At 68.2% G+C, this 21,334-nt stretch carries 21 protein-coding genes; 8 read left to right on the plus strand and 13 right to left on the minus strand.

The window, feature by feature from the left end; translation table 11 throughout:
- Positions 1-115: 115 nt before the first annotated feature.
- From V5F68_RS22010 to V5F68_RS22020, 3 genes are all read left to right on the plus strand, one after another.
- The gene (locus V5F68_RS22010) at positions 116-1,300 is read left to right on the plus strand and encodes a pyridoxal phosphate-dependent aminotransferase (protein WP_394015272.1); all 1,185 of its coding nucleotides are present in this window, start codon (positions 116-118) and stop codon (positions 1,298-1,300) included.
- A 22-nt stretch (positions 1,301-1,322) separates the two neighbouring features.
- Positions 1,323-1,904 (plus strand): lysozyme inhibitor LprI family protein, encoded by a 582-nt coding sequence (locus V5F68_RS22015; RefSeq protein WP_394015271.1) that lies wholly within the window; start codon positions 1,323-1,325, stop codon positions 1,902-1,904.
- Positions 1,905-2,054: 150 nt separating this feature from the next.
- Positions 2,055-2,978: a sugar kinase gene (locus V5F68_RS22020; RefSeq protein WP_394015270.1), complete on the plus strand. Its 924-nt coding sequence runs from the start codon at positions 2,055-2,057 to the stop codon at positions 2,976-2,978.
- A 46-nt stretch (positions 2,979-3,024) separates the two neighbouring features.
- On the opposite strand, the gene eda is transcribed toward V5F68_RS22020, so the two are convergent.
- The 4 genes from eda to V5F68_RS22040 form a co-directional block, all read right to left on the minus strand.
- Complete coding sequence (gene eda, locus V5F68_RS22025) at positions 3,025-3,672, minus strand: bifunctional 4-hydroxy-2-oxoglutarate aldolase/2-dehydro-3-deoxy-phosphogluconate aldolase (protein WP_394015269.1); 648 nt, start codon at positions 3,670-3,672, stop codon at positions 3,025-3,027.
- 152 nt (positions 3,673-3,824) lie between these two features.
- A complete protein-coding gene (locus tag V5F68_RS22030) occupies positions 3,825-4,301 on the minus strand; it encodes a prepilin peptidase (protein WP_394015268.1) in 477 nt (158 codons plus the stop codon).
- A gap of 5 nt (positions 4,302-4,306) precedes the next feature.
- Positions 4,307-4,471, minus strand: coding sequence for a Flp family type IVb pilin (locus V5F68_RS22035; RefSeq protein ID WP_348845587.1), 165 nt, complete (start codon positions 4,469-4,471; stop codon positions 4,307-4,309).
- A gap of 158 nt (positions 4,472-4,629) precedes the next feature.
- The gene (locus V5F68_RS22040; protein ID WP_394015267.1) at positions 4,630-5,799 is read right to left on the minus strand and encodes an MFS transporter; all 1,170 of its coding nucleotides are present in this window, start codon (positions 5,797-5,799) and stop codon (positions 4,630-4,632) included.
- A 185-nt stretch (positions 5,800-5,984) separates the two neighbouring features.
- On the opposite strand from V5F68_RS22040, the gene V5F68_RS22045 reads away from it, so the two are divergent.
- On the plus strand, positions 5,985-7,184 hold the full coding sequence (locus V5F68_RS22045) for an alpha/beta hydrolase family protein (protein ID WP_394015266.1): 1,200 nt from the start codon (positions 5,985-5,987) through the stop codon (positions 7,182-7,184).
- Between the two features lie 10 nt (positions 7,185-7,194).
- Here the strand turns inward: V5F68_RS22045 and holA are convergent, their stop codons facing one another.
- The 3 genes from holA to leuS are packed head-to-tail and all read right to left on the minus strand — an operon-like array spanning position 7,195 to position 11,491.
- A complete protein-coding gene (holA, locus tag V5F68_RS22050) occupies positions 7,195-8,220 on the minus strand; it encodes a DNA polymerase III subunit delta (RefSeq protein ID WP_394015265.1) in 1,026 nt (341 codons plus the stop codon).
- Between the two features lie 3 nt (positions 8,221-8,223).
- Entirely contained in the window at positions 8,224-8,874 is a 651-nt protein-coding gene (locus tag V5F68_RS22055; protein ID WP_394015264.1) for a hypothetical protein, read from the minus strand.
- Entirely contained in the window at positions 8,861-11,491 is a 2,631-nt protein-coding gene (gene leuS / locus V5F68_RS22060) for a leucine--tRNA ligase (RefSeq protein ID WP_394015263.1), read from the minus strand. The genes V5F68_RS22055 and leuS overlap by 14 nt, the downstream gene beginning before the upstream one ends.
- 183 nt (positions 11,492-11,674) lie before the next feature.
- On the opposite strand from leuS, the gene V5F68_RS22065 reads away from it, so the two are divergent.
- Together V5F68_RS22065 and V5F68_RS22070 are read left to right on the plus strand one after the other, a co-directional pair.
- Positions 11,675-13,048: a leucyl aminopeptidase family protein gene (locus V5F68_RS22065; RefSeq protein ID WP_394015262.1), complete on the plus strand. Its 1,374-nt coding sequence runs from the start codon at positions 11,675-11,677 to the stop codon at positions 13,046-13,048.
- 10 nt (positions 13,049-13,058) lie between these two features.
- A complete protein-coding gene (locus V5F68_RS22070; protein ID WP_394015261.1) occupies positions 13,059-13,913 on the plus strand; it encodes a C40 family peptidase in 855 nt (284 codons plus the stop codon).
- On the opposite strand, the gene V5F68_RS22075 is transcribed toward V5F68_RS22070, so the two are convergent.
- From V5F68_RS22075 to V5F68_RS22085, 3 genes are all read right to left on the minus strand, one after another.
- Complete coding sequence (locus V5F68_RS22075) at positions 13,910-15,283, minus strand: AmpG family muropeptide MFS transporter (RefSeq protein ID WP_394015260.1); 1,374 nt, start codon at positions 15,281-15,283, stop codon at positions 13,910-13,912. The two genes, V5F68_RS22070 and V5F68_RS22075, sit on opposite strands and share 4 nt — an antisense overlap.
- 67 nt (positions 15,284-15,350) lie before the next feature.
- Entirely contained in the window at positions 15,351-15,971 is a 621-nt protein-coding gene (locus V5F68_RS22080) for a LuxR C-terminal-related transcriptional regulator (protein WP_509274719.1), read from the minus strand.
- A 509-nt stretch (positions 15,972-16,480) separates the two neighbouring features.
- The gene (locus tag V5F68_RS22085) at positions 16,481-16,678 is read right to left on the minus strand and encodes a DUF2735 domain-containing protein (protein ID WP_394015259.1); all 198 of its coding nucleotides are present in this window, start codon (positions 16,676-16,678) and stop codon (positions 16,481-16,483) included.
- A gap of 490 nt (positions 16,679-17,168) precedes the next feature.
- Between V5F68_RS22085 and V5F68_RS22090 the strand changes: the two genes are divergently transcribed.
- Positions 17,169-18,209, plus strand: coding sequence for a glutamine synthetase beta-grasp domain-containing protein (locus tag V5F68_RS22090; protein ID WP_394015258.1), 1,041 nt, complete (start codon positions 17,169-17,171; stop codon positions 18,207-18,209).
- 115 nt (positions 18,210-18,324) lie between these two features.
- On the opposite strand, the gene V5F68_RS22095 is transcribed toward V5F68_RS22090, so the two are convergent.
- On the minus strand, positions 18,325-19,311 hold the full coding sequence (locus V5F68_RS22095; RefSeq protein WP_394015257.1) for a GlxA family transcriptional regulator: 987 nt from the start codon (positions 19,309-19,311) through the stop codon (positions 18,325-18,327).
- Between the two features lie 129 nt (positions 19,312-19,440).
- Here V5F68_RS22095 and V5F68_RS22100 point away from each other — a divergent pair, with 129 nt between their 5' ends.
- On the plus strand, positions 19,441-19,599 hold the full coding sequence (locus V5F68_RS22100; protein WP_394015256.1) for a hypothetical protein: 159 nt from the start codon (positions 19,441-19,443) through the stop codon (positions 19,597-19,599).
- Between the two features lie 154 nt (positions 19,600-19,753).
- Here V5F68_RS22100 and V5F68_RS22105 read toward each other — a convergent pair whose 3' ends face one another.
- Positions 19,754-20,221, minus strand: coding sequence for a secondary thiamine-phosphate synthase enzyme YjbQ (locus V5F68_RS22105; RefSeq protein WP_394015255.1), 468 nt, complete (start codon positions 20,219-20,221; stop codon positions 19,754-19,756).
- A 10-nt stretch (positions 20,222-20,231) separates the two neighbouring features.
- Positions 20,232-21,083, minus strand: coding sequence for an alpha/beta hydrolase (locus V5F68_RS22110; protein WP_394015254.1), 852 nt, complete (start codon positions 21,081-21,083; stop codon positions 20,232-20,234).
- Positions 21,084-21,334: the final 251 nt, after the last annotated feature.

Genomic DNA, 21,334 nt, shown 5'->3' on the forward strand with positions numbered 1-21,334 from the left:
TATCGGTGCGCTCAAGCCCTGTGGCGAGAGGACGAGCCCCGTCCGGCCCCGGGGAACAACCCGAGGAAGCAGCAAGGGGTTCCTGGCGCCGCCGGGAGCCCGAGGGAGAGACCCCATGTTGAAAACCGTCGCCGCCTTCGACCGGATCGGCGAGGAAAATGCGTTCGCCGTGCTGGCGCGCGCCACCACGCTCGCGAGCCAGGGCCGCGACATCGTCAATCTCGGCATCGGCCAGCCCGATTTCCGCACCCCCGAGCATATCGTGGAAGCCGCCATCAAGGCGCTGCGCGACGGGCAGCACGGCTACACCCCCTCGGTGGGCATCGCGCCGCTGCGCGAGGCGGTGGCGGGCGATCTCCACAAGCGCTACGGCGTGGAGGTGGATCCCGGCCTTGTGATGATCGTGCCCGGCGGCAAGGTCACCATGTATGCGGCGATCCGCCTGTTCGGCGAGCCGGGCGCGGAAATCCTCTATCCCGATCCCGGCTTCCCCATCTACCGCTCGATGATCGAGCACACCGGCGCGACCCCGATCCCGGTGCCGATCCGCGAGGAAAACGCCTTCGCCTTCTCGGCCGAGGAGACGCTGGCGCTCATCACGCCGAAGACGCGGCTTTTGATCATCAATTCCCCCGCCAACCCGACCGGCGGCGTCACGCCCAAGGCCGAGATCGACAAGCTGGTGAAGGGCCTTGCCGCCCATCCCCACGTGGCGATCATGTCGGACGAGATCTACGACCATTTCGTCTTCGATGGGGAAACCCACCAGACCCTGCTCGCCTATCCGGAGATTCGCGACCGGCTGATCCTGCTCAACGGCTGGTCCAAGACCTATGCTATGACCGGCTGGCGGCTCGGCTATTCCATCTGGCCGAAGGGCCTGTACGAGCAGGTGCGCAAGCTCTCCGTGAACGCCTGGAGCTGCGTCAACGCCGCGACCCAATATGCCGGCATCGCCGCGCTTCAGGGGCCCCAGGACGCGGTGCATGCCATGGTCGCCGAGTTCGACCGCCGCCGCCACATCGTGGTGGAGGGGCTGAACGCGCTGCCGGGGATTTCCTGCGCGACGCCGGGCGGCGCCTTCTATGCCTTCCCGAACATCGCCGGCACCGGCTGGACCTCGGCCAAGGCGCTCGCATCGGCGCTGCTGGAGGACGCGGGCGTGGCGGTGATCGGCGGACCGGATTTCGGCGTCTATGGCGAAGGGTATCTGCGGCTGTCCTATGCCAATTCGGCCGAGAACATCCGTGCCGCCCTTGGCCGCATCGCGGAATTCCTGGCGCGGCGGCAGGTCGCCTGAGCAGCCGGCGGGCGGAGGGGGAATGACACGCTGCGCCTTCGCCCGCAGGTTCCCCGGCTGCGGTCTTGCGCGGCTTCTGTTTGTGCTCCTCCTTCTCGGCGCACCGCACGCGCAGGCCCAGCCCCCGGCCGCGCCGGCGAAAGCGGTTGCGGCGGAGCCCTGGCCGGCCACCGCCCGCTGCCGCAGCGGCGAGGTGCTGGCGCGCGACTACAATCGTTGCCTCTACGATGCCATCCAGGTGTCCGAGAAGGTGATGGAGGCGGCGCTCGCCAATGCCTTCGGGGTGATCGACGCCCGCTCGGATCTTTTGCCGTCGCAGCGCAACCGCTGGCGTCTCCTGCTCGACGAGGCGCAGATCCGCTACGGCATGTACCGCAATTTCGATTGCCAGAGCGTGGCGCCGTTCGAGGGGCCGCGCGGCATCGGCAATTTCGAGCAGCGGGCCCTGTGCCTGATCGCCAATAACGAGCGCCGGGCCGAGGATCTGCGACGGCGCTATGGCGAGGTGCCGCCGCCCACAGCGCCTGCCCCTGCCGTCGTGGTGGAGAATATCGGCACCCGCCCCGCCACCTGGCTCGCCGCCGTGGCGCGGCCGCTGGATTAGCCGCGCGAGCTTCCCGGAAATGCCCCCTCTCCCCGCCGGGGAGAGGGCTGGGGTGAGGGGGCAGCCATCCCCTGTCGCCTAAAACCATTAGACTTGCGCCAGCCGCTGGCTTTCGCCAAAGGTGCGGGCGGATGCGTTCGAGGAAGTGCAATGGCCAAAGTGGTTTGCGTCGGCGAAGTGATGGTGGAACTGGCGCGCGGCAATGACGGCCGGTTCGGGCTCGCCTTCGGCGGCGATACCTTCAACACCGCCGTTTATCTGGCCCGCGCCGGCATCGAGACCGCTTACGCCACCGCGCTCGGCGACGATGCCTATTCCGCCCAGATCCTCGAACTTGCCGCTACCGAGGGCGTTGAGCGCGATGCGGTGCTGATCGCCAAGGGGCGGGTGCCGGGGCTGTATCTCATCACCACAGACGACCGGGGCGAGCGCACCTTCCATTATTGGCGCGATACCGCCCCCGCCCGTTCGCTGTTCGAGTTCGAGGGCTGGCAGGGCGTCGCTGAGATCCTCGTGGATGCGCGGGCGACCTATTTCTCCGGCATCACCTTGTCGCTCTATTCCAATGTCGGGCTCGGTCGGTTCCTCGCCGCGCTGGAGATGGCGGGCGAGCGGGGCGCGTGGCGCGTGTTCGACGGCAATTACCGGCCGCGCGGCTGGGGCGGCGATGTCACGCGCGCCCGCACGGTGTTCGCCGAGGCGCTGAAGCGCGCGTCCATCGCCATGCCCACGTTCGAGGACGAGGCGGCGCTCTGGGGCGATGCCTCGCCGCATGCCACCATTGAGCGCATGACCACCTATGGGGTGGGAGAAGTGGTGGTGAAGAACGGCGCCGGCGGCGCGCTGGTCTATGCCGAGGGCCGCATCGTCGAAGTGCCGGTGGAGCGGGAAGTCAGGCCCGTGGACACCACCGGCGCGGGCGACAGCTTCAACGCCGCCTATCTTGCCGCCCGCCTGAAGGGCGCAAGCCCGGAGGATGCTGCGCGCGCCGGCCACCGTCTCGCCGGCACGGTCATCATGCATCGCGGCGCCATCATCCCGCGCATGTCGCAAGAGGGGCTTTCCGCCCATTGAGCGGCCGGGCGCTCCACGCGCCCGGCTTATGGCGGCAGGACCAGCCTCAGCCGAACTTCGCGGCCCGGGGCAAAGCGGCGGCCACGCTCGCGAGATCGCGGATGGCGGTGAAGTCGCCGGCGCGGATCAAATCCGCCGGCACCACCCAGGAGCCGCCCACCGCCACCACGTTCGGCAGGGCGAGATAGTTCGCCACATTGTTGGGCCCGATGCCGCCCGTGGGGCAGAAGCGCAGGTGTGGCAGCGGCCCGGCAACGGATTTGAGGAAGGCGACGCCGCCCGAGGCCTCGGCGGGGAAGAATTTCAGCACCTCGAAGCCGAGGCCGGAGAGCACCATGGCTTCGCTCGTGGTGGCGCAGCCGGGCAGCACGGGCACCGGCGCCTGGGCCAGCGATTCGGCGAAGCGCGGCGTCGTGCCGGGGCTCACCAGATAGGCGGCGCCGGCCTCGATGGAAGCTTCCACCTGGGCCTGGTCGGTCACCGTGCCGGCTCCCGCGAGCGCGCCTTCCACGTCGCGCACGATATGGCGGATGGCTTCCAGAGCCACGGGCGTGCGCAGCGTCACCTCGATCAGCGGCAGGCCGCCCTGCACCAGGGCGCGGGCCAGGGGAACGGCATCTTCCAGGCGCTCGATCACCACCACCGGGATGACGGGCGCGCGGGCGACGAAGGGGAGCGGGCTTGGAAGGCTCATGATGTGTCTCTCTCAACCGAGCCGCCTTTGAACCCCACCCGCCATCCGCTGTCGAGGGGGCATCGCGCAGGGCAGGCCCGCACAGCCGCGGGCGTTGCGCGCCAAAGGGTTGAAACGATTTAAGAAATGCCCGGCGGAAAATCGGCGGCGTGTCAGACCAGGGCGGTCATCAGGCTGGAGCTTGGGAACAGCGCCAGCCCCGCGCCGGCGAGCGCCACGCCATAGGGCAGGCTCCCCGCCATCCGGAGGCCGCGCCATCCGCCCCGTGCCCACAGCGTGACGCCGCCCACCAGCAGGGCGCCGAACACGCCGCAGATCAGGGCGAAGGCCGGCAATTGGGAGGGATCGAGCCACAGGGCGAGGGCGGCGGCGAGCTTGGCATCGCCCGCGCCGATCAGATCATGGGCGAACAGCCAGAAGCCTGCCGCCAGCACGCCGGCCGCCAGCATCAGCCGCAGCGGCAGATCATCCACATGGCCGGCGCCGGCGAGCAGCGCAAAGCCGCCGGCCAAGGCAAAAATGATGAGGTTGGGAATGATGCGGCGCGACAGATCGGTCGCGATCACCGCCGCCAAAGCGGCCGGGAACAGGCCGAGCACCAGCAGATGGTCGAGCGGAAGGAAGGCCACGCCGTTCAATTGCCCGCCGCTGCGGCGCCGGCCTTCAGCCGCGCCAGCGTCAGGCCGATCTGCGTCAGCACGGTGACGATGGCAATGGACAGCCCGGCGGCGATCAGCCCGTATTCCAGGGCCGTCGAGCCGTGTTCTTCCCTTACGAAGCGGGCCAGCAAGAGCTTCATCGCGCACCCTCGTCCGCGCATCCCGCGCGGCGGTCTCAGACGGTGTAGCGCCCGTCCTTGGGTCCCGACGCTAGGGGATGCTCCTTTGCCGAGTGGTAAACGCGGGGGTCCGGGGGCCTCTTGCGCCGGCACAGCTTGCCCAGAAGGTTAACGCTCCCTCAGCAGCGCTCGGCCACCGCCGGCTGGGCGCGGGCGTCGAGCCGCTGCGAGACCAGCCCGAGCGCGAGCGCCGCGCAGGCAAGCGCAATGCCCACGAACGGCAGGTTCTGATAGGCGAGGCCATGGGTGATGGCGACCGCGCCGATCCAGGCGCCGGCGGCATTGCCGAGGTTGAAGGCGCCCTGGTTGAGGGTGGAGGCAAGGTTCGGCGCCGAGGCGGCGGTGTCCACCACGCGCAATTGCAGCAGCGGCACCAGCGCGAAGGCCAGCACGCCCCACACCGTGAGGATCCCGAGCGCGGGCAGCGGCGCCGTGCTCGCCGGCACGAACAGCACCAGCACGGCGATCAGCACCACCAACGTGCCGATGAGCGAGGGCATCAGCCGCCAGTCCGCAAGCTTGCCGCCCAGCATGTTGCCGGCGGTGAGCCCCACCCCGAACAGCAGCAGGGCGCCCGTGATCGCATTGGCGGAAAGCCCCGTCACCTGCGCCAGCAGGGGCGAGATATAGGTGAAGACGCTGAACAGGCTGGCCGAGCACAGCACGCTGATGAGCATCGCCAGCGCCACCTGGACATCGCCCAGCACGCGGAATTCGCTGAGGATGCGGCTGCTCTTCATGGGCAGGCCGCGGGGCAGCAGCACCACCAGGGCGGCGAGCGCAGCGGCCCCGATGAGTGCCACGGCGAAGAAGGTGGAGCGCCAGCCGAGCCATTGGCCGAGCGCAGTGCCCGCCGGAACCCCGAGCACATTGGCGATGGTGAGGCCGGCGAACATGAGTGCGATCGCCTGCGCCCGCTTGTGGCGCGGCACGAGGTCTGAGGCGACCACCGAGCCGATGCCGAAGAAGGCGGCATGGCAGAAGGCGGTGACGATGCGCGCCCCCATCAGCAGGCCATAGCTGGGCGAGAGCGCGCACAGGATGTTGCCGCCGATGAACACCGCCATCAGCCCCACCAGCGTGGTCTTGCGCGGCCAGTTGGCGGTGAGGATGGCCAGCAACGGCGCGCCCACCACGACGCCGAGCGCGTAGCCGGTCACCAGCAGGCCGGCTTGCGGAATGGTGACACCGAGGTCGCGTGCCACATCGGGCAGAAGGCCCATCACCACGAATTCCGTGGTGCCGATGCCGAAGGCGGCCACGGCGAGCGACAGGAGCGACAAGGGCATGGGCGGATCCGCGCTGAGGGTCAGATTTGATCCTGATCAAATTGACGCGCTGCAGCAAGTGCGGTGCGGTATTGCCAGCCATGCGATGGCGCGGGAGGGCGCACCCGCTCGTCTTCGCATCGCGACAGCGCGCGTGTGTCTGATATGTTGCCAAAGCCGCGTTCGACGGGGGCAGGGGAGAGGCGATGGGCCTGCGTTTCAGGGACGAACTGTTCGACGCGCAATTCCTGCGCACGCTCGGCCATACCTATTATCACGGGGCCGACATCGGCGAATGCCTGGCGCTCGCCGCGCGCATTCCGGATGGCGACACGGAGCGCTGGTACAGCGAATGGAACGCGCTCGCCGAACGGCTCTACGATGCCGGGCAGGCGAGCCTTGCCGCCGGCCGGGGCACTAGCGCGCGCCAGGCTTTTCTGCGCGCCTCCAATTATTTCCGCACCGCCTATGTGTTCCTCCTCGCCGCGCCGCTCGATGAGCGCGCCGTGCGGGCCTATGACCGGCAGGCGGAAGCCTTCGCCCGCGCCTGCGCGCTCATGGAGCACCCGGCGCAGAGCGTGCGCATCCCGTTCGAGGAGACGAGCCTGCACGGCCTGTTCCTGCGGCCTTCGGTGACCGACACGCCCCGCGCGACCCTCATCGTGACCGGCGGCTATGACGGCACGGCCGAGGAAAACTTCTTCTACAGCGGCGCGGCGGCGCTGGAGCGCGGCTATAACGTGCTGCTCTATGACGGGCCGGGACAGGGCGAGGCCCTGTTCAAGCAAGGTCTGCACCTGCGGCCGGACTGGGAAAACGTGCTGCGGCCTGTGGTGGACTTCGTCCTCGCCCAGCCGGGCGTCGCCTCCGACCAGATCGCGCTGTTGGGCGTCAGCCTCGGCGGCTATCTGGCGCCGCGGGGCGCGAGCGGCGAGCCGCGCCTCGCGGCCCTGGTGGCGGACCCCGGCCAATATTCCCTGCTGGAGGAGATGCGGGCACGCCTGCCGGGCTGGCTCGGTCGCGGTCTGCCGAAGGGCAATCCCCTCACGCGCCGGGTGCTGAGCCGCATGATGGAGCGCATGATGCGCAGCCCCACCAAGGGCTGGGCCCTGCGGCGCGGCCTGTTCGTCCATGGCGTGGCGACCCCGTGGGATTATGTGCAGTCGATCGCCACCTACACCCTGGAAGGCCGCGCGCAGGAGATCGCCTGCCCCACCATGGTCTGCAAGGCGCAGGGCGACGCTATCGGCGCCTCGGCGGAAAGCCTGTTCGAGCGGCTCGCCTGCACCAAGCGCCTGGCCCTCTTCAAGGCGGACGACGGTGCGGCGGCGCATTGCGAGAGCGGCGCCCGCGCGCTCTTCAATCGCGAGATGTTCGACTGGCTGGATACCGTGCTCGCGCGCTGAGCGGCGCGGCTCAGGCGGCATCCCTTCGACGCACGGCGAGGTTCAGCAACACCCGCTCGGTGATCGGCTGGGCCATGGCGGCATTGCGCCGGCAGGCGAGAATGGCCTCGTCCACGGTGAGGATCGCGCGCAGACAGCGTTCCGGCGTGAAGGAGCGCAGAGCCTTGTCCACTAACGGCTTGCGGGAGAAATGCACGGCCGGGCGGGCCTGGTCGATCACCCGCTCGATGCTGCTGCCGGCCTCCACCGCCAGCGCCATCTGGTGCAGCGACATCAGCGCCCGCAGCAGCGCTCCGAGAATGGCATCGGGCCGCGTCGCCGCGCCCCACGCCTTGGCGAGGGCGGTTGCGGTCTGCGCCGGCTGGCCGGCGAGCGCTGCGTCCACCACATCATCCATGGCGAGGGCCGAGGCATCGCCCACGATCACCCGCACATCGTCCAGCGTGACGCGGCCGTTGCCCTTGGCGTAGAGCGCCAGCTTCTCGATCTCGCCGCGCGAGGCGAGGCGATCGCCGCCGATGAGGGAAACCAGCAGGTCGCGCGCGTCGCGGTCGATGGCGAGGCCCGCTTCGCCCAGCATGGTATCGACGAGGCGCATCAGGTCGCGCTCGCCGTCGGCGTAGCAGGGAATGGCGAGCGCGTTCGGCGCGCCCTCGCACAGGGCCCGCAGCGGGGCGCCCTTTTTCAGGTCGCCGGCCTCCACCACCACCAGTGCGTCGCAGGGCTCGGCGAGCACCGGCTCCAGGGCGGGAACGATGTTGCGGCTGCCGGCGCGGATCCATACCACCCGCTGGCCGCCGAACAGGCCGATGGTGCGGGTCTCGTCCATAAGCCGGCGCGGATCGGAGGAGACTTCGTCGCCGTCGAGCCGCACCACGGCGAACGGGTCGGCGGTGTCGGGCACGGCGCGGCGCACGAGCCCGGCGGCGCGCTCGCGCACCAGCCCCATGTCCGGGCCGTAGATCAGCACCACGGGACGCTTGGAATCGCGGCGCGCGAGGGCGGCGTCCGCCTCGCCCGCGCGCACCGCAACCATGGGTCAGCGCGCCGGAGTTGTGGCCGGAGCTGCGGCCGGCGTCTCCGGAGCGGCTGCCGGCGGCGGCGGCACCGGCGGGCTGCCGGTCGAGGGTCCGCCGGGCGCGGGCGTGCCGGTCGGGTTCTTGATGAAGAAGGCAGCGAGCTGCACCTTGATCTGGTCCGCGACCGTCTGGGCGGCGCGGTTCTCGGCATCGCGCGCGGCGCTGTAATTGGCGAAGCGCTGCTCGCTGACGTCGGTGGAGACGGCGGCGGCGGCGCGACCGGAGGCGAGCGGCGGCTTGGTCTCCTCGCCCGCGCGTACCAGCTTCCATTCGCCTTCCACGCGGAAGGTCTTGGCTTCCGGCAGGCCGGACTGGGTGTCGACGATGGCGAACGAGCTGGACGATTTCACCGTGATGAACATCTTGTACGGCGCGTTGGCGGGATTTCCCGCGCCGCCGGTGAGATTGTAGATCAGGTCGTTGCGCAGATCGTTGCCGATGCGCCCGTTGATCTTGACGATCTCGATGTCCTGCAGCCGCTCCTGCAAGGCAGGCCCGGCGACGGTGGAATTGGCCGCATACATGGGCTGGAAACAGCCGGCGAGCGCCCCGGAGAGGGCGCACACGAGGCCGAGGCGGGCGAGCAGCGCGGCGCGGTCAGGCGACAACATTCACGATCCTCTGTGGAACCACGATGATACGCTTCGGCGGCCGTCCGTCGAGAGCGCGCTGGATGCTGTCCAATGCGAGCACGGCGGCTTCGACCTCGGCGGCGGTCGCCTCCCGCGGGACGACGATGTCGTCGCGCTTGCGGCCGTTGACCTGGATCGGCAGGGTGATGGTGTTCTGCACCAGCAGCGCCGGGTCCACCTGCGGCCACGCGGCTTCGGCAACCAGGCCCTCGTGGCCGAGCGCGGCCCAGCATTCCTCCGCCAGATGGGGCGTCATGGGGGCGATGGTGCGCACCAGCATCTCGGCGGCTTCGCGCAAGGCGAACGCCATGTCCGGCGCCACCTCGCCGGCGCGCACGCCGGCGATCGCCTGGCCGAACGCATTGGCGAACTCGTGCACATGCGCGACCGCCACGTTGAAGCGCAGGCGTTCCACATCCTCGGCGACCGTGGCGACCAGGGCATGGGAGGCGCGGCGCAAAGCGGTCGCCTCCGCGCCGAAGCTGTCTGGCACCGGCGCGTCGGCCGGCGCGCCGAGGGCGATCCCCTCGTGCACCAGACGCCACACCCGCTGCACGAAGCGCCACGCGCCTTCGATGCCGGACTGGGTCCACTCGCTGTCGCGCTCGGGCGGGGTGTCCGCGAGCATGAACCAGCGGGCGCAATCCACGCCATAAGTGTCGGCCACCACTTCCGGGGCCACCACATTGCGCTTGGACTTGGACATCTTCTCCGGCGGGCCGACCGCCACGTCCTCGCCGGTGTCGATCTTCACCGCCTTGCCGGTGCCGAGGAGCTTCACTTCCTCCGGGAACAGCCAGCGGCCGGCTTTGTCCTTATAGGTTTCGTGGACGATCATGCCCTGGGTGAACAGGCCGGCGAACGGCTCCTTGATGTCCACGCGGCCGCAGGCGTTCAGCGCGCGGGTGAAGAAGCGCGAATAGAGCAGGTGCAGGATCGCGTGCTCGATGCCGCCGATATATTGGTCCACCGGCAGCCAATGGCGGACCGCGTCCTTGTCCAGCGGCTTCGACACGTCGTCGCTGGCGTAGCGCAGGAAATACCAGGACGAATCCACGAAGGTGTCCATGGTGTCGGTCTCGCGCTTCGCCGGCGCGCCGCACTTGGGGCAGGGCACGTTGCGCCAGGCTTTGGCGCGATCCAGCGGATTGCCGGGCATGTCGAAGGTGACATCGTCCGGCAGCGTCACGGGAAGCTGGTCGCGCGGCACGCCCACGGGGCCGCAGGTCTCGCAATGGATGATGGGGATCGGGCAGCCCCAATAGCGCTGGCGCGAGATGCCCCAGTCGCGCAGGCGGAAGTTCACCTGCCGCTTGCCCTGCGGTTCGGTGCCGATGCGGAACCGCTCCAGCCGGCGGGCGACCGCCTCCTTGGCGTCCTCCACGCTCATGCCGTCGAGGAATTGGGAATTGAACAGCGTGCCCTCGCCGTCATAGGCGAGGTCCTGCACCGCGAAGGTTGCGGGGTCGGCATCCGGCGGCAGCACCACGGGGGTGACCGTGAGGCCGTATTTGCGGGCGAAGTCGAGGTCGCGCTGGTCGTGCGCCGGGCAGCCGAAGATCGCGCCGGTGCCGTAGTCCATCAGCACGAAATTCGCCACGTACACCGGCACGGTGCGGCTGGCATCCAGCGGATGCACCACCTTCAGGCCGGTATCGTAGCCCATCTTCTCCTGGGTCTCGATGGCCTCGGCGGTGGTGCCGCCCTTCTTGCAGGCGACGATGAAGGCGGCGAGCGCCTCGTCCTTCGCCGCCAGCGCCGCCGTCAGGGGATGATCGGGCGAGAGCGCCAGGAAGGACGCGCCGAACAGCGTGTCGGGCCGGGTGGTATAGACCTTCACCGCCGCGGTGCCGGCCGGAATCTTCTCCCGGTGGTGCGCCTTCGACAGTTCGAACAGCACCTCCAGGCCTTCCGAACGGCCGATCCAGTTGCGCTGCATGAGGCGCACGCGGTCCGGCCAGCGGTCCAGCGTGTCGATGGCGTCCAGCAGGTCCTGGGCGAAATCGGTGATGCGGAAGAACCATTGGGAGAGCTTGCGCCGCTCCACCACCGCGCCGGAGCGCCAGCCGCGCCCGTCGATCACCTGCTCGTTGGCGAGCACGGTGTTGTCGATGGGGTCCCAATTGACCTCGCTCTCCTTGCGATAGGCGAGGTCCTTGTCGAAGAAGTCGAGGAAGATCCGCTGCTGCTCCACATAATAGGAGGGATCGCAGGTGGCGATCTCGCGGTTCCAGTCCAGTGACAGGCCGAGCAGCTGCAGCTGCTCCTTCATGGAGGCGATGTTCTCGTAGGTCCACGCCTTGGGATGGATGCCGCGCTCGATGGCGGCATTCTCCGCCGGCAAGCCGAAGGCATCCCAGCCCATGGGATGGAGCACGTTGAAGCCCTGCATGCGCTTGGTGCGCGCGAGCACGTCGCCCATCACATAATTGCGCCCGTGGCCGATGTGGATACGGCCCGACGGATAGGGGAACATCTCCATCACGAAGAATTTGGGACGCGGATCGTCGTTCCGCGTGCGGAAGATGCCGCGGTCCTTCCAAATCTTCTGCCAACGGGGTTCGGCGTCGCGCGCGTTGTATCGGTCTGTGGTCATCGAATATCTATGGTCCAGGGGCGGCGGGACTAGGACAGAAACCGCGCCACGGGTCAACCTTCGCGGCTGCGGAAGAGGGGTGCGGGAGGGGCGGGACACGCATGGCGGACCCGCACGCCATCCCGCCGTCGCACTGGCCCGCCGCCTTGGCGCCATGCTAACCAGCAGGGCAAGGAGACCGCCATGTCGACCGTGCTGCCCGATTGCTTCGCCCCCGCCGCCGCGCCCTCTTTGCCCGTGCACCTGCTGACCCGGGAGGGCTTCAAGACCGCGGCCCTGGCCCCGGCCGCGCGCCGGTTCGCGGAAGCGGCGGGCTTCAAGGGCGAAAGCGGCAAGCTGCTGGCCCTGCCGGGCTCCGATGGGGCGGTCGCGGGCTTTCTGTTCGGCGTGCCGGGCGAAAAGGGCGACCCGTTCGCCGCCGGCGCCCTGCCGGGGCTGCTGCCGGAAGGCGATTATCATCTGGAAGGCGAGATCGGCGCGCTGGACACCCTCGCCTTCGCGCTCGGCACCTATCGTTTCACGCGCTATCGCGCCAATTCCAAGGGGCAGGCGCGCCTGAAGCTCGGCGCCGGCGACGATGCCGCGGCGCTTGCGCGCACCTTTGAGGCGGTGAGCCTCGTGCGCGACCTGGTCAACACCCCGGCAAACGATCTCGGCCCCGCCGAACTGGAGGATGCCGCCCGCCGTCTCGCCGCCCGCCATGGGGCGAGCTTCCGCTCCATCGTCGGCGCCGATCTGCTGGCGCGCAATTTTCCGCTGATCCACATGGTCGGCCGTGCCGCCACCCGCGCGCCGCGCCTGCTCGATCTGACCTGGGGCCCGGAAGACGCGCCCAAGGTGACGCTGGTCGGTAAGGGCGTGTGCTTCGATACCGGCGGCCTCGACATCAAGCCCTCCTCCGGCATGCTGATCATGAAGAAGGACATGGGCGGCGCCGCGACCGCGCTGGGCCTTGCCCATCTCATCATGTCGCGCGGCCTGAAGGTGCGGCTGCGGGTGCTGATCCCGGCTGTGGAGAATGCCATTGCCGGCGATGCCTTCCGCCCCGGCGACATCTTCGCGAGCCGCAAGGGCCTCAGCGTCGAGATCGGCAATACGGATGCGGAAGGCCGCCTCGTGCTGGCCGATGCGCTCTCGCTGGCGGACGAGGACAGCCCCGATCTGCTGGTGGATTTCGCCACGCTGACGGGCGCCGCCCGCGTGGCGCTCGGTCCCCATCTGCCGCCGGCTTACACGGACGACGAGGCGCTCGCCGCCGATCTTGCCCGCCACGCCCAGGCGCAGGCCGATCCGCTTTGGCGCCTGCCGCTGTGGCGGCCGTACGCGGCGATGCTCGATTCCAAGGTGGCGGACATCAACAATGCCGGCTCGGGCGGCTTTGCCGGCTCGATCACGGCCGCGCTGTTCCTGGCGAAATTCGTCGAGACCGCCAAATCCTGGCTGCATCTCGACATCTATGCTTGGAACCCCTCGGCCCGCCCCGGCCGGCCGGAGGGCGGCGAGGCACAGACCATCCGCGCGCTCGATGCCCTCATCGCCGAACGCTACGGCGCATGAGGGCCGTTTCATGAACGATCTGCCCAAAGGCCGCGACCCGCGTCTCACGCCGGCCAAGGCAAACCTCGCCGCCGAGAGCCTGCGCGGCATCGTCGATGCGCCGTTCTACAACGAGGGCGTGAAGCGCCGCGTGGTGGAGCCGGTGGCGGCGGTGCGCCGCGCGCCGTCCTCCACCGCCGCACTCGATACCGAGGCGCTGCAGGGGGAGATCGTCACCATCTATGAGGATGAGGGCGAGGGCTGGGCCTGGGGCCAGCTGGAGAGCGACGGCTATGTGGGCTATCTGCCGAGCGAATCGCTCGCCGCCCTCGGCCAGCAGCCGACCCACAAGGTGCGGGCGCAGCGCACCTTCCTGTTCCCCGGCCCGGACATCAAGCTGCCGCCGCGGGCGGTGCTGCCGTTCGGCGCGCAAGTGGAGGTGCGCGAAGAGCGCGGCGCCTTCGCCGTGACGCCGCACGGGTTCTTGCCGGCCGTGCATGTGGCGCCGCTGGATGTGCTGGAGGCCGATTTCGTCGAAGTGGCGGGGCGGTTCTTGGGCACACCCTATCTCTGGGGCGGGCGCTCGGCGTTTGGGCTCGACTGCTCGGGCCTGGTGCAGACAGCGCTTGCCGCCTGCGGCATCGCCGCGCCGCGCGACAGCGACCAGCAGGAAGCGGCCCTCGGCACCGCCCTGCCGCTGGATGCGCCGTTGCGGCGGGGCGACCTGCTGTTCTGGGCGGGCCATGTGGGAATCGTCGAGGATGAGGCGACCCTGCTCCACGCCAACGCCTTCGCCATGTCCGTTGCCCGCGAGCCTCTGGCGCACGCGCTGGCCCGCATCCCCCAGACGGCGCCGCTGCGCAGTGTGAAGCGGCTGGCGCTTTAACCGGCCGGCTGCTCCGCCAAGGCATCCTTCTTCGCCAGCGACTTGAAATGGCCGCGTGCCTGCAGCCAGGCCAGCAGGATCAGGCCCGGAATGCCGGCGATGACGGTGATGACGAAGAACAGCGCCCAGCCGGTCGCCTCCGCGATATAGCCACCGCCGGAGGCGAGGAAGGTGCGGCCCACCGCGGTGAGCGCGGTGAGCAGGGCATATTGGGTGGCGGTGTGCGCCCGCGCGCCGCACAGGGCCGAAAGATAGGCGACGAAGATCACCGTGCCGATGGCGCCGGTGAAATTCTCCACCACCACGGTGGCGGTGAGCGCCGGCACGTTCACGCCGATCAGCGCCTGGGCGGAGAAGGCGAGGTTCGAGGTCATCTGCAGGATGCCGCCGATCCACAGGCAGGTGACGAGCGGATAGGCGCGCGCCAAGGCCCCGCCGGCAAAGCCGCCGAGCAGGGCCGCGGCAAGCCCCACGCCCTTCACGATGGCCGCATAGGTCGCCTTGTCGAAGCCGATGGAGATGACGAACGGCGCCGTGAGCACGCCGGCGAACGCGTCGCAGAACTTATAGAGCAGCACGAACAGCAGGATGGTCACCGCCTGGTCACGCGAGAGGAACTCGCTGAACGCACCCACTGCGGTTGCGACGACGCGCTTCAGCGCGCTGCCCTCGCGGGTCGCTGTGTCGCCATCGTGCCGCACCGGAGCTTCCGGCTCGCGGGCGAGGAAGGTGGCCGCGATGCCAACCCCCATGAACAGCGCGGCGGCCACATAACCCCAGGTCCACACCTGCGCGCGCGGCACGCCATAGACTTCCAGTGCCGCGACGATGGCGATGACGCCGGCGCCCGAGACCAGCATGCCGATGCGATAGGCCGCCACATAGCCCGCCATGCCGGCGGCCTGCTCGGACGTGTCGAGCCGTTCCACGCGGAAGGCGTCCACCACGATGTCCTGCGTCGCCGAGACGGTGGCGACGATCACCGCCCCGAGCGCGACGGCGAACGGCGCCGACGCCGGGTTCTGGATGCCGAGGAACAGGATGGCGAAGGCGAGCACGATCTGCGTCGCCAGCAGCCAGCCGCGCCGCCGGCCCAGCCAGCGCGAGAGCACCGGCACATCGAGCGCATCGACGATCGGCGCCCAGAGGAATTTCAGCGTGTAGGGCAGGCCCACCAAGGAGAACAGGCCGATGGTGGCGAGGTTTACCCCCGCTTCCGTCATCCAGACCGACAGCGTGGTGCCCGTGAGCGCCAGCGGCAGGCCGGAGGAGAAGCCGAGCAGGATCACCACCAGCACGCTCGGCCGCAGATAGACCGCGAGCGCCGCGAATGCGGAGGAAACGCGCGCATTCGCAGATGTGAGGCTCATGAAGCGGGCTCCAGCGTGGGACATCCGGGCCGCCACCATGCGGCCCGGGGCGCGATCTCGAAAGGGCTCAGGCCTGCCCGTGGCTCCACAGGCCGGATTCCACCTTGGAGACGGCAATGACGGCCTGGGTGCGGCTTTCCACCCCGAGCTTCTGGAGGATGGCCGAGACATGCGCCTTCACGGTTGCCTCGGACACCGACAATTCATAGGCGATCTGCTTGTTGAGCCGCCCCTCGGACAGCATCATGAGCACGCGCACCTGCTGCGGCGTCAAGGTGGAGAGGCGGGCGAGGATGGCGTCGGATTCGCTGTCGCCGCGGCCGGAGAGGTTGATGTCCGGCGGCGCCCAGCTTCCGCCGGCGAGCACGGTGGCCACCGCGTCGCGCATGGCGGTGACGCCGAGCGTCTTGGGAATGAAGCCGGAGGCGCCGAGATCGAGGCAGCGGCGGATGATCGGCGCTTCCTCATTGCCGGAGACCACCACCACCGGCACGCCGGCATATTGGGCGCGCAGATAGATGAGGCCGGAAAAGCCGCGCGCGCCGGGCATGGTGAGATCGAGCAGGATCAGGTCGAAATCCGCTTCCTTCTCGAGCAGGGCGTGGAGATCGTCGAACGTGCCGACCTCTGCGATCTCGCTCTGCGGATAGAGCGCGGTCAGCGCTTCGCGCAGCGCGCCGCGAAACATCGGATGGTCGTCGGCGATGACGAGCCGGAAGGCGTTGGCGTCTCCCAAATGGCTTCTCCCCCCGGTCGCACCGGCTTTTGCTTGCCCACCGGCCTTTGCTTGAGGCCCGCGCCCGAATCGGAAACAAGCGAATGATCCGACCCGTCGGCGCGCGTTGCAAGCCGGCTTATCCACCCGTGCCTTGAGGGCATACGGCACGGTGCGGAGTCAAGCGGGCAGGTCAAAGCCCGGTGCAATCGGCGCCGACCACACGTGAAACAGCCGACCGCCGCATGATGCCTATTCAAAAGGCAACAATGCGTAAAAATTGAGCATATTCGGCTTCAGCCGCGCATTTTGCGGTGCGGCGCGTGACGGGGCCAAGCGGGAGAAGGGTTTTGCGGCGAGGCAAGGTGACGCGGGCGGGGGTCTGCAAATAAAAAGGGCCGGCGCATGTACGGGCCGGCCCTTAGATCATGTGAAAGTGTTTTGAAGACGAACGTTGCATCGGTTGCGTGGACGTCTTGAATTCAGCGCTTGCGCGGCGTCTCCGCGTCCTGAATTGCAGCCTCGTGGTACCAGCTGCTGCCGAAATTCATGGTAGCGATCTGCATCGCAGCAAGGTCGTTCACCGGCTTCGCGGGGGTCTGCCGGCTGGAAACACCCGCGCGTCCGCCGGTGGGGAAGGCGTAAATCTTTGCAGATCCCGGATACTGACTCGTAGCCATTCTATCTCTCTCTCGTTTTGTGCTGTGCGATAACGCATCAGACGTTAGGTGAGCATAGCATGGTCTGCCCGCGTTTTATACAAGTTGCCTCTTTTAAAATCACCGTTTGACTACATTATCAGCACTTCGGTTTTTGCATCTTCGGCTAGCATTCCATGAAGATGGAACGTGCGGTTACGCATGAAGTTCCGGCCGCACCCTGCGGCTGCTGACGGGGTTGCTGTCAAATGGAGCCTGTTCATTTCCTGGGCACGCCATTCAGCCTCATGCTGAGCCGCCTATCTTGTGCGGGCCTGGGACGGTTCGGGGCTGGGGTGGGTTTCACGGCCGGATATGTCCGGTCCAGCCTGTCGCCGGAGTTGGCATAAGAAATGCTTGGGAAGGGTCAGCCAGTTGGCGGCCGAGCACGCCATTCGCTGCCGATCCTTTTTCGGGGTCGCGCATCCGAACACGGTCAAACGTCGCGTCATCAGCTCACGAGAGGCTCGTAATGACAAAGTACAAACTCGAGTACATATGGCTGGACGGGTACAGCCCCGTTCCCAATCTGCGTGGGAAGACGCAGATCAAGGAATTCGACCATTTCCCCGCGCTCGATGAGCTGCCGCTTTGGGGCTTCGACGGTTCGTCCACCAATCAGGCCGAAGGCCGCAGCTCGGATTGCGTGCTGAAGCCGGTCGCGATCTATCCCGACCCCGCGCGCAAGAACGGCGCCCTGGTGATGTGCGAAGTGATGATGCCGGACGGCGTCACCCCCCACGCCACCAACGCCCGCGCCACCATCCTGGATGACGAAGGCGCCTGGTTCGGCTTCGAGCAGGAATACTTCTTCTACAAGGACGGCCGTCCGCTCGGCTTCCCCGAGCATGGCTATCCGGCCCCGCAGGGTCCCTATTACACCGGCGTCGGCTTCAAGAATGTCGGCGACGTGGCTCGCGAGATCGTCGAGGAGCACCTCGAGCTCTGCCTCGAAGCCGGCATCAACCACGAAGGCATCAACGCGGAAGTCGCGAAGGGCCAGTGGGAATTCCAGATCTTCGGGAAGGGCTCCAAGCGGGCTGCCGACGAAGTGTGGATGGCGCGCTACCTGCTGCTCCGTCTGACCGAGAAGTACGGCGTGGACATCGAGTTCCACTGCAAGCCGCTCGGCGACACCGACTGGAACGGCTCGGGCATGCATGCCAACTTCTCGACCAAGTACATGCGCGAAGTCGGCGGCAAGGATTATTTCGAAGCCCTCATGGCGGCCTTCGACAAGAACCTTGAAGACCACATCGCCGTGTACGGTCCGGACAACCACATGCGCCTGACCGGCAAGCACGAGACCGCGCCGTGGAACAAGTTCAGCTATGGCGTGGCCGATCGCGGCGCCTCCATCCGCGTGCCGCACTCGTTCGTCAAGAACGACTACAAGGGCTATCTTGAGGATCGCCGCCCCAATTCCCAGGGCGACCCCTACCAGATCGCTTCGCAGATCCTGAAGACCATCTCCGAGGTTCCCACCAAGGACAGCGTCTCGGCTGCGGCCTGATCTTTCCCAGCGTTACGGAAAATGGCGCGGCCTTGCGGTCGCGCCATTTTCATTTGTGCGGTTCATATGCGAGGGGCTGCGGGGTCCGGGTCCTCGGTGTCTGGTTCTGCGGGCCTCACGCCTCGGCGAGGCCGGGCGCGAAGCGACGGCGATAATCCCCGGGCGAGAGGCCGGTCACCTTGGCGAACACGCGGCGGAACGCGCCGGCGTCCTCATAGCCCACCTCGCGGGCGATCTGCTCCACCGAGCTGGCGGAAAGCTCCAGCATCTCGCGCGCCTTGCCCACCCGCACATATTGGCAATATTCGATCGGTTTCATGCCCGTGGCCTTGCGGAACCGGCGCAGGAATGTGCGCTCCTCCAGCCCGGCCTGGGCCGCCATGTCCGGCAGGTGCACGTCTTTGGCGTGCTGGTCCCGCAACCAATGCTGCACCTTCAGCACCGCCTTGTCGCCGTGGCGCAAAGGCGGCGCGAACGGGCTGTAGAAGCGCTGCTCGCGCCCCGGCGGATCCACCAGCATGAAGCGTGCGGTCGCCATCATCACGCTCGGCCCGAGCACGCGCTCCACCAGCTTCAGCCCCAGGTCGGTCCACGCCATGTAGCCGCCGGCGGTGATGATGTCGCCGTCGTCGATCACAAGCTTGTCGGGGTCGACGTGGACATCCGGGAAGCGTGTGGCGAGGGCTTCCGCATAGGCCCAGTGGGTGGTTGCGGTGCGACCCGCGAGCACCCCGCTCTCCGCGAGCACGAACGCCCCGGCGCACACCGAGCCGAGGGTCGCTCCCGCCGCGTGCTGCGCCTTCAGCCAAGGCCCATAGGGTGCCGCGACCTCCCGGCTGACCGGCTGGTTGAGGGTGGGCGGCAGGATCACCACCCGCGGCGTGCCGCCGAGGCCGGGATCGGTATCGAAGCTGCGCGCGAAGCGTCCGTCGTCCAGCCGCGCCCAATGGGTGACGCGCAGGTGCGGCGCGCCCGTCGCGCGGGTCGCGGCCTCTTTGTTAGCCAGCGCAAACAGATCCGTGAGGCCGTGGAGCGCCGCGATCTGAATGCCGGGATAGAGGAGAAGGGCGATTTCGAATGGCGTCAGTTCGGCAGGAATCATGGGTCGGTTTTTGCCCGATAAATGTCGCTAACGACAATCCCGGTGGCAGGCCGCCGCTCGCAGTTTGCCGACGGAAAAAACGATCTTGCAGGCGCCGGACGCCAATCGCTTCCAACCGAGGACAGGACCATGAGCGCGATCACCACGAAGGACGGCAGGGATATCTTCTACAAGGATTTCCGCGCAGGCCAGCCGCTCCTGCCCTCCGCGTCCCGCGCGCCGGCGGCGGATGCCCGGGCAGCGTCGCGGGCGCCTGCGACCCGCGCGGCCAGGGAAGTGTTGCAATGACGGAAACCGCCACGGCCGCTCCATCGGGCGGGCGCACGGGGATACCGGGACTCAGTGCGCTGACAATCTCGCAGAATTGATCGGTGCGCGGGCCTTCATGTCCGGTGGCCTGCTGCGGCCTCTACGACCGCACCTCCGGCGGTGCGGGAGGCTCCTATCGCCCCGACTCGCCGCAGAAACTCAGCACCACCTCGCGCACATGCGGGCGGGAGCGGTGCTCGATGAGATAGATCGCCTGCCAGGTGCCGAGCAGCGGCGCGCCGTCGGCCACCGGGATCGACAGGTCGCTGGCGGTGAGCGCTGTGCGGATGTGGGCGGGCATGTCGTCCGGCCCTTCCAGATCGTGCACCCAGGGATGATCCGCCGGCGCGAGGCGCCGCAGGGCGGTGAGGAGATCCACCCGCACATCGGGGTCGGCATTCTCCTGGATCGTCAGCGAGGCGGAGGTGTGGCGGCAGAACAAATGCAGCATGCCGTCCCGCGCGCCCACCTCGGCGAGGAAGGCGCGGGCCTCGCGGGTGAGGTCGGTGAAGCCCTCGCCGCGCGTCTCCACCTCCAGCCGCGCCTGGGTGCAGATGTCGAGGGCGGTGACGCGCGCGCGGGCGCGGCGGAACTGGCTCATGCCGGCCTCCTCAGAGCGCGACACCCTTCACCAGGGCGGCGATGAGCTGGGCGATGCGGCCCGAGGGGTCGGCCATGGTCTCCAATATGGTGAAGTGATTGGTATCGGGGATTTCCTCATAGTGCAGCGGCAGGTGCTGCGCCGCGCGATGGGCGGCGAAATCGGCGGTCTGCTTGCGCATGAGGGGCAGTTCGGCGCCGCCGGCCACGAGGATGAGGGGAACATCGCCGCGCCCCGGCAGCAAGGTGGGCGAATTGCGCGCCACCGCCGCCTCGTCGAGCCCGAGCTTGGCGTTGATATAGATGTGGCGCATGGGCTCCAGGTCGAACACGCCGGAGATCGCGATGCCGCCCTTGATGAGGGGGTGGTCGAGGTTCATCACCGCCAGGTGCCCGCCGGCCGACCAGCCGGAGAGGAACACCCGGTCCACATCGCCGCCGAGCGCCGGCAGTTCGCGCGTGAGATGGCGCAGGCCGGTGCGAATTTCCTGGCTGATCTCGTCGATGGTGGCGTCGGGCGCCAGCGTATAGCCCATGAGCGCTACATTGATGCCGTGGGCGAGCGGCCCGGCGGCGCAGAAGGTGAAGTCCTCCTTCGCCCGCATCTGCCAATAGCCGCCGTGGATGAACACCAGGGTGGGGGCATTCTCGCCCGCTTTGAGGAAATCGATGCGGTTGCGCGGGCCGGGGCCATAGGGCAAGTCGAGCGTGAGGCCGCATTGCGCGCGCAGGGCGGCCGAGCGCTCGCCCCAGCCGCGTAGGATCTCGGCGCTGTCGGCCACCGCCGCCGAATTGTTGAAGGCGCGATCGCGGGCCTCCTGGTCGAGCGCGCGCCAATCGGGCGCTTCAATCGCCGTGTCCATCCCCAAGCTCTCCCCGCGCGCCGAATCCGTTTCGCCTTTGCGCAGAGCCGACACCGGAACGGCGCGGCATTCAAGAGGCGCGCGCCGCGCACCGTTCGCCAATTTTTTATGCCGCCGCACCGGACGTTGGGGATGCCGCAGAGGCAGAGAAAATGCGCAAGGTGAAGTGATGGTATGAATATTCATTCGCAAAGCCAGATCAAGTCACTGCATGCGAATCTCTGCGGAATACGTCGCAGAATGTGGGCGGA

It is taken from the genome of Roseixanthobacter pseudopolyaromaticivorans (genome assembly GCF_043195145.2).
Taxonomy (GTDB): Bacteria; Pseudomonadota; Alphaproteobacteria; order Rhizobiales; family Xanthobacteraceae; genus NCEH01.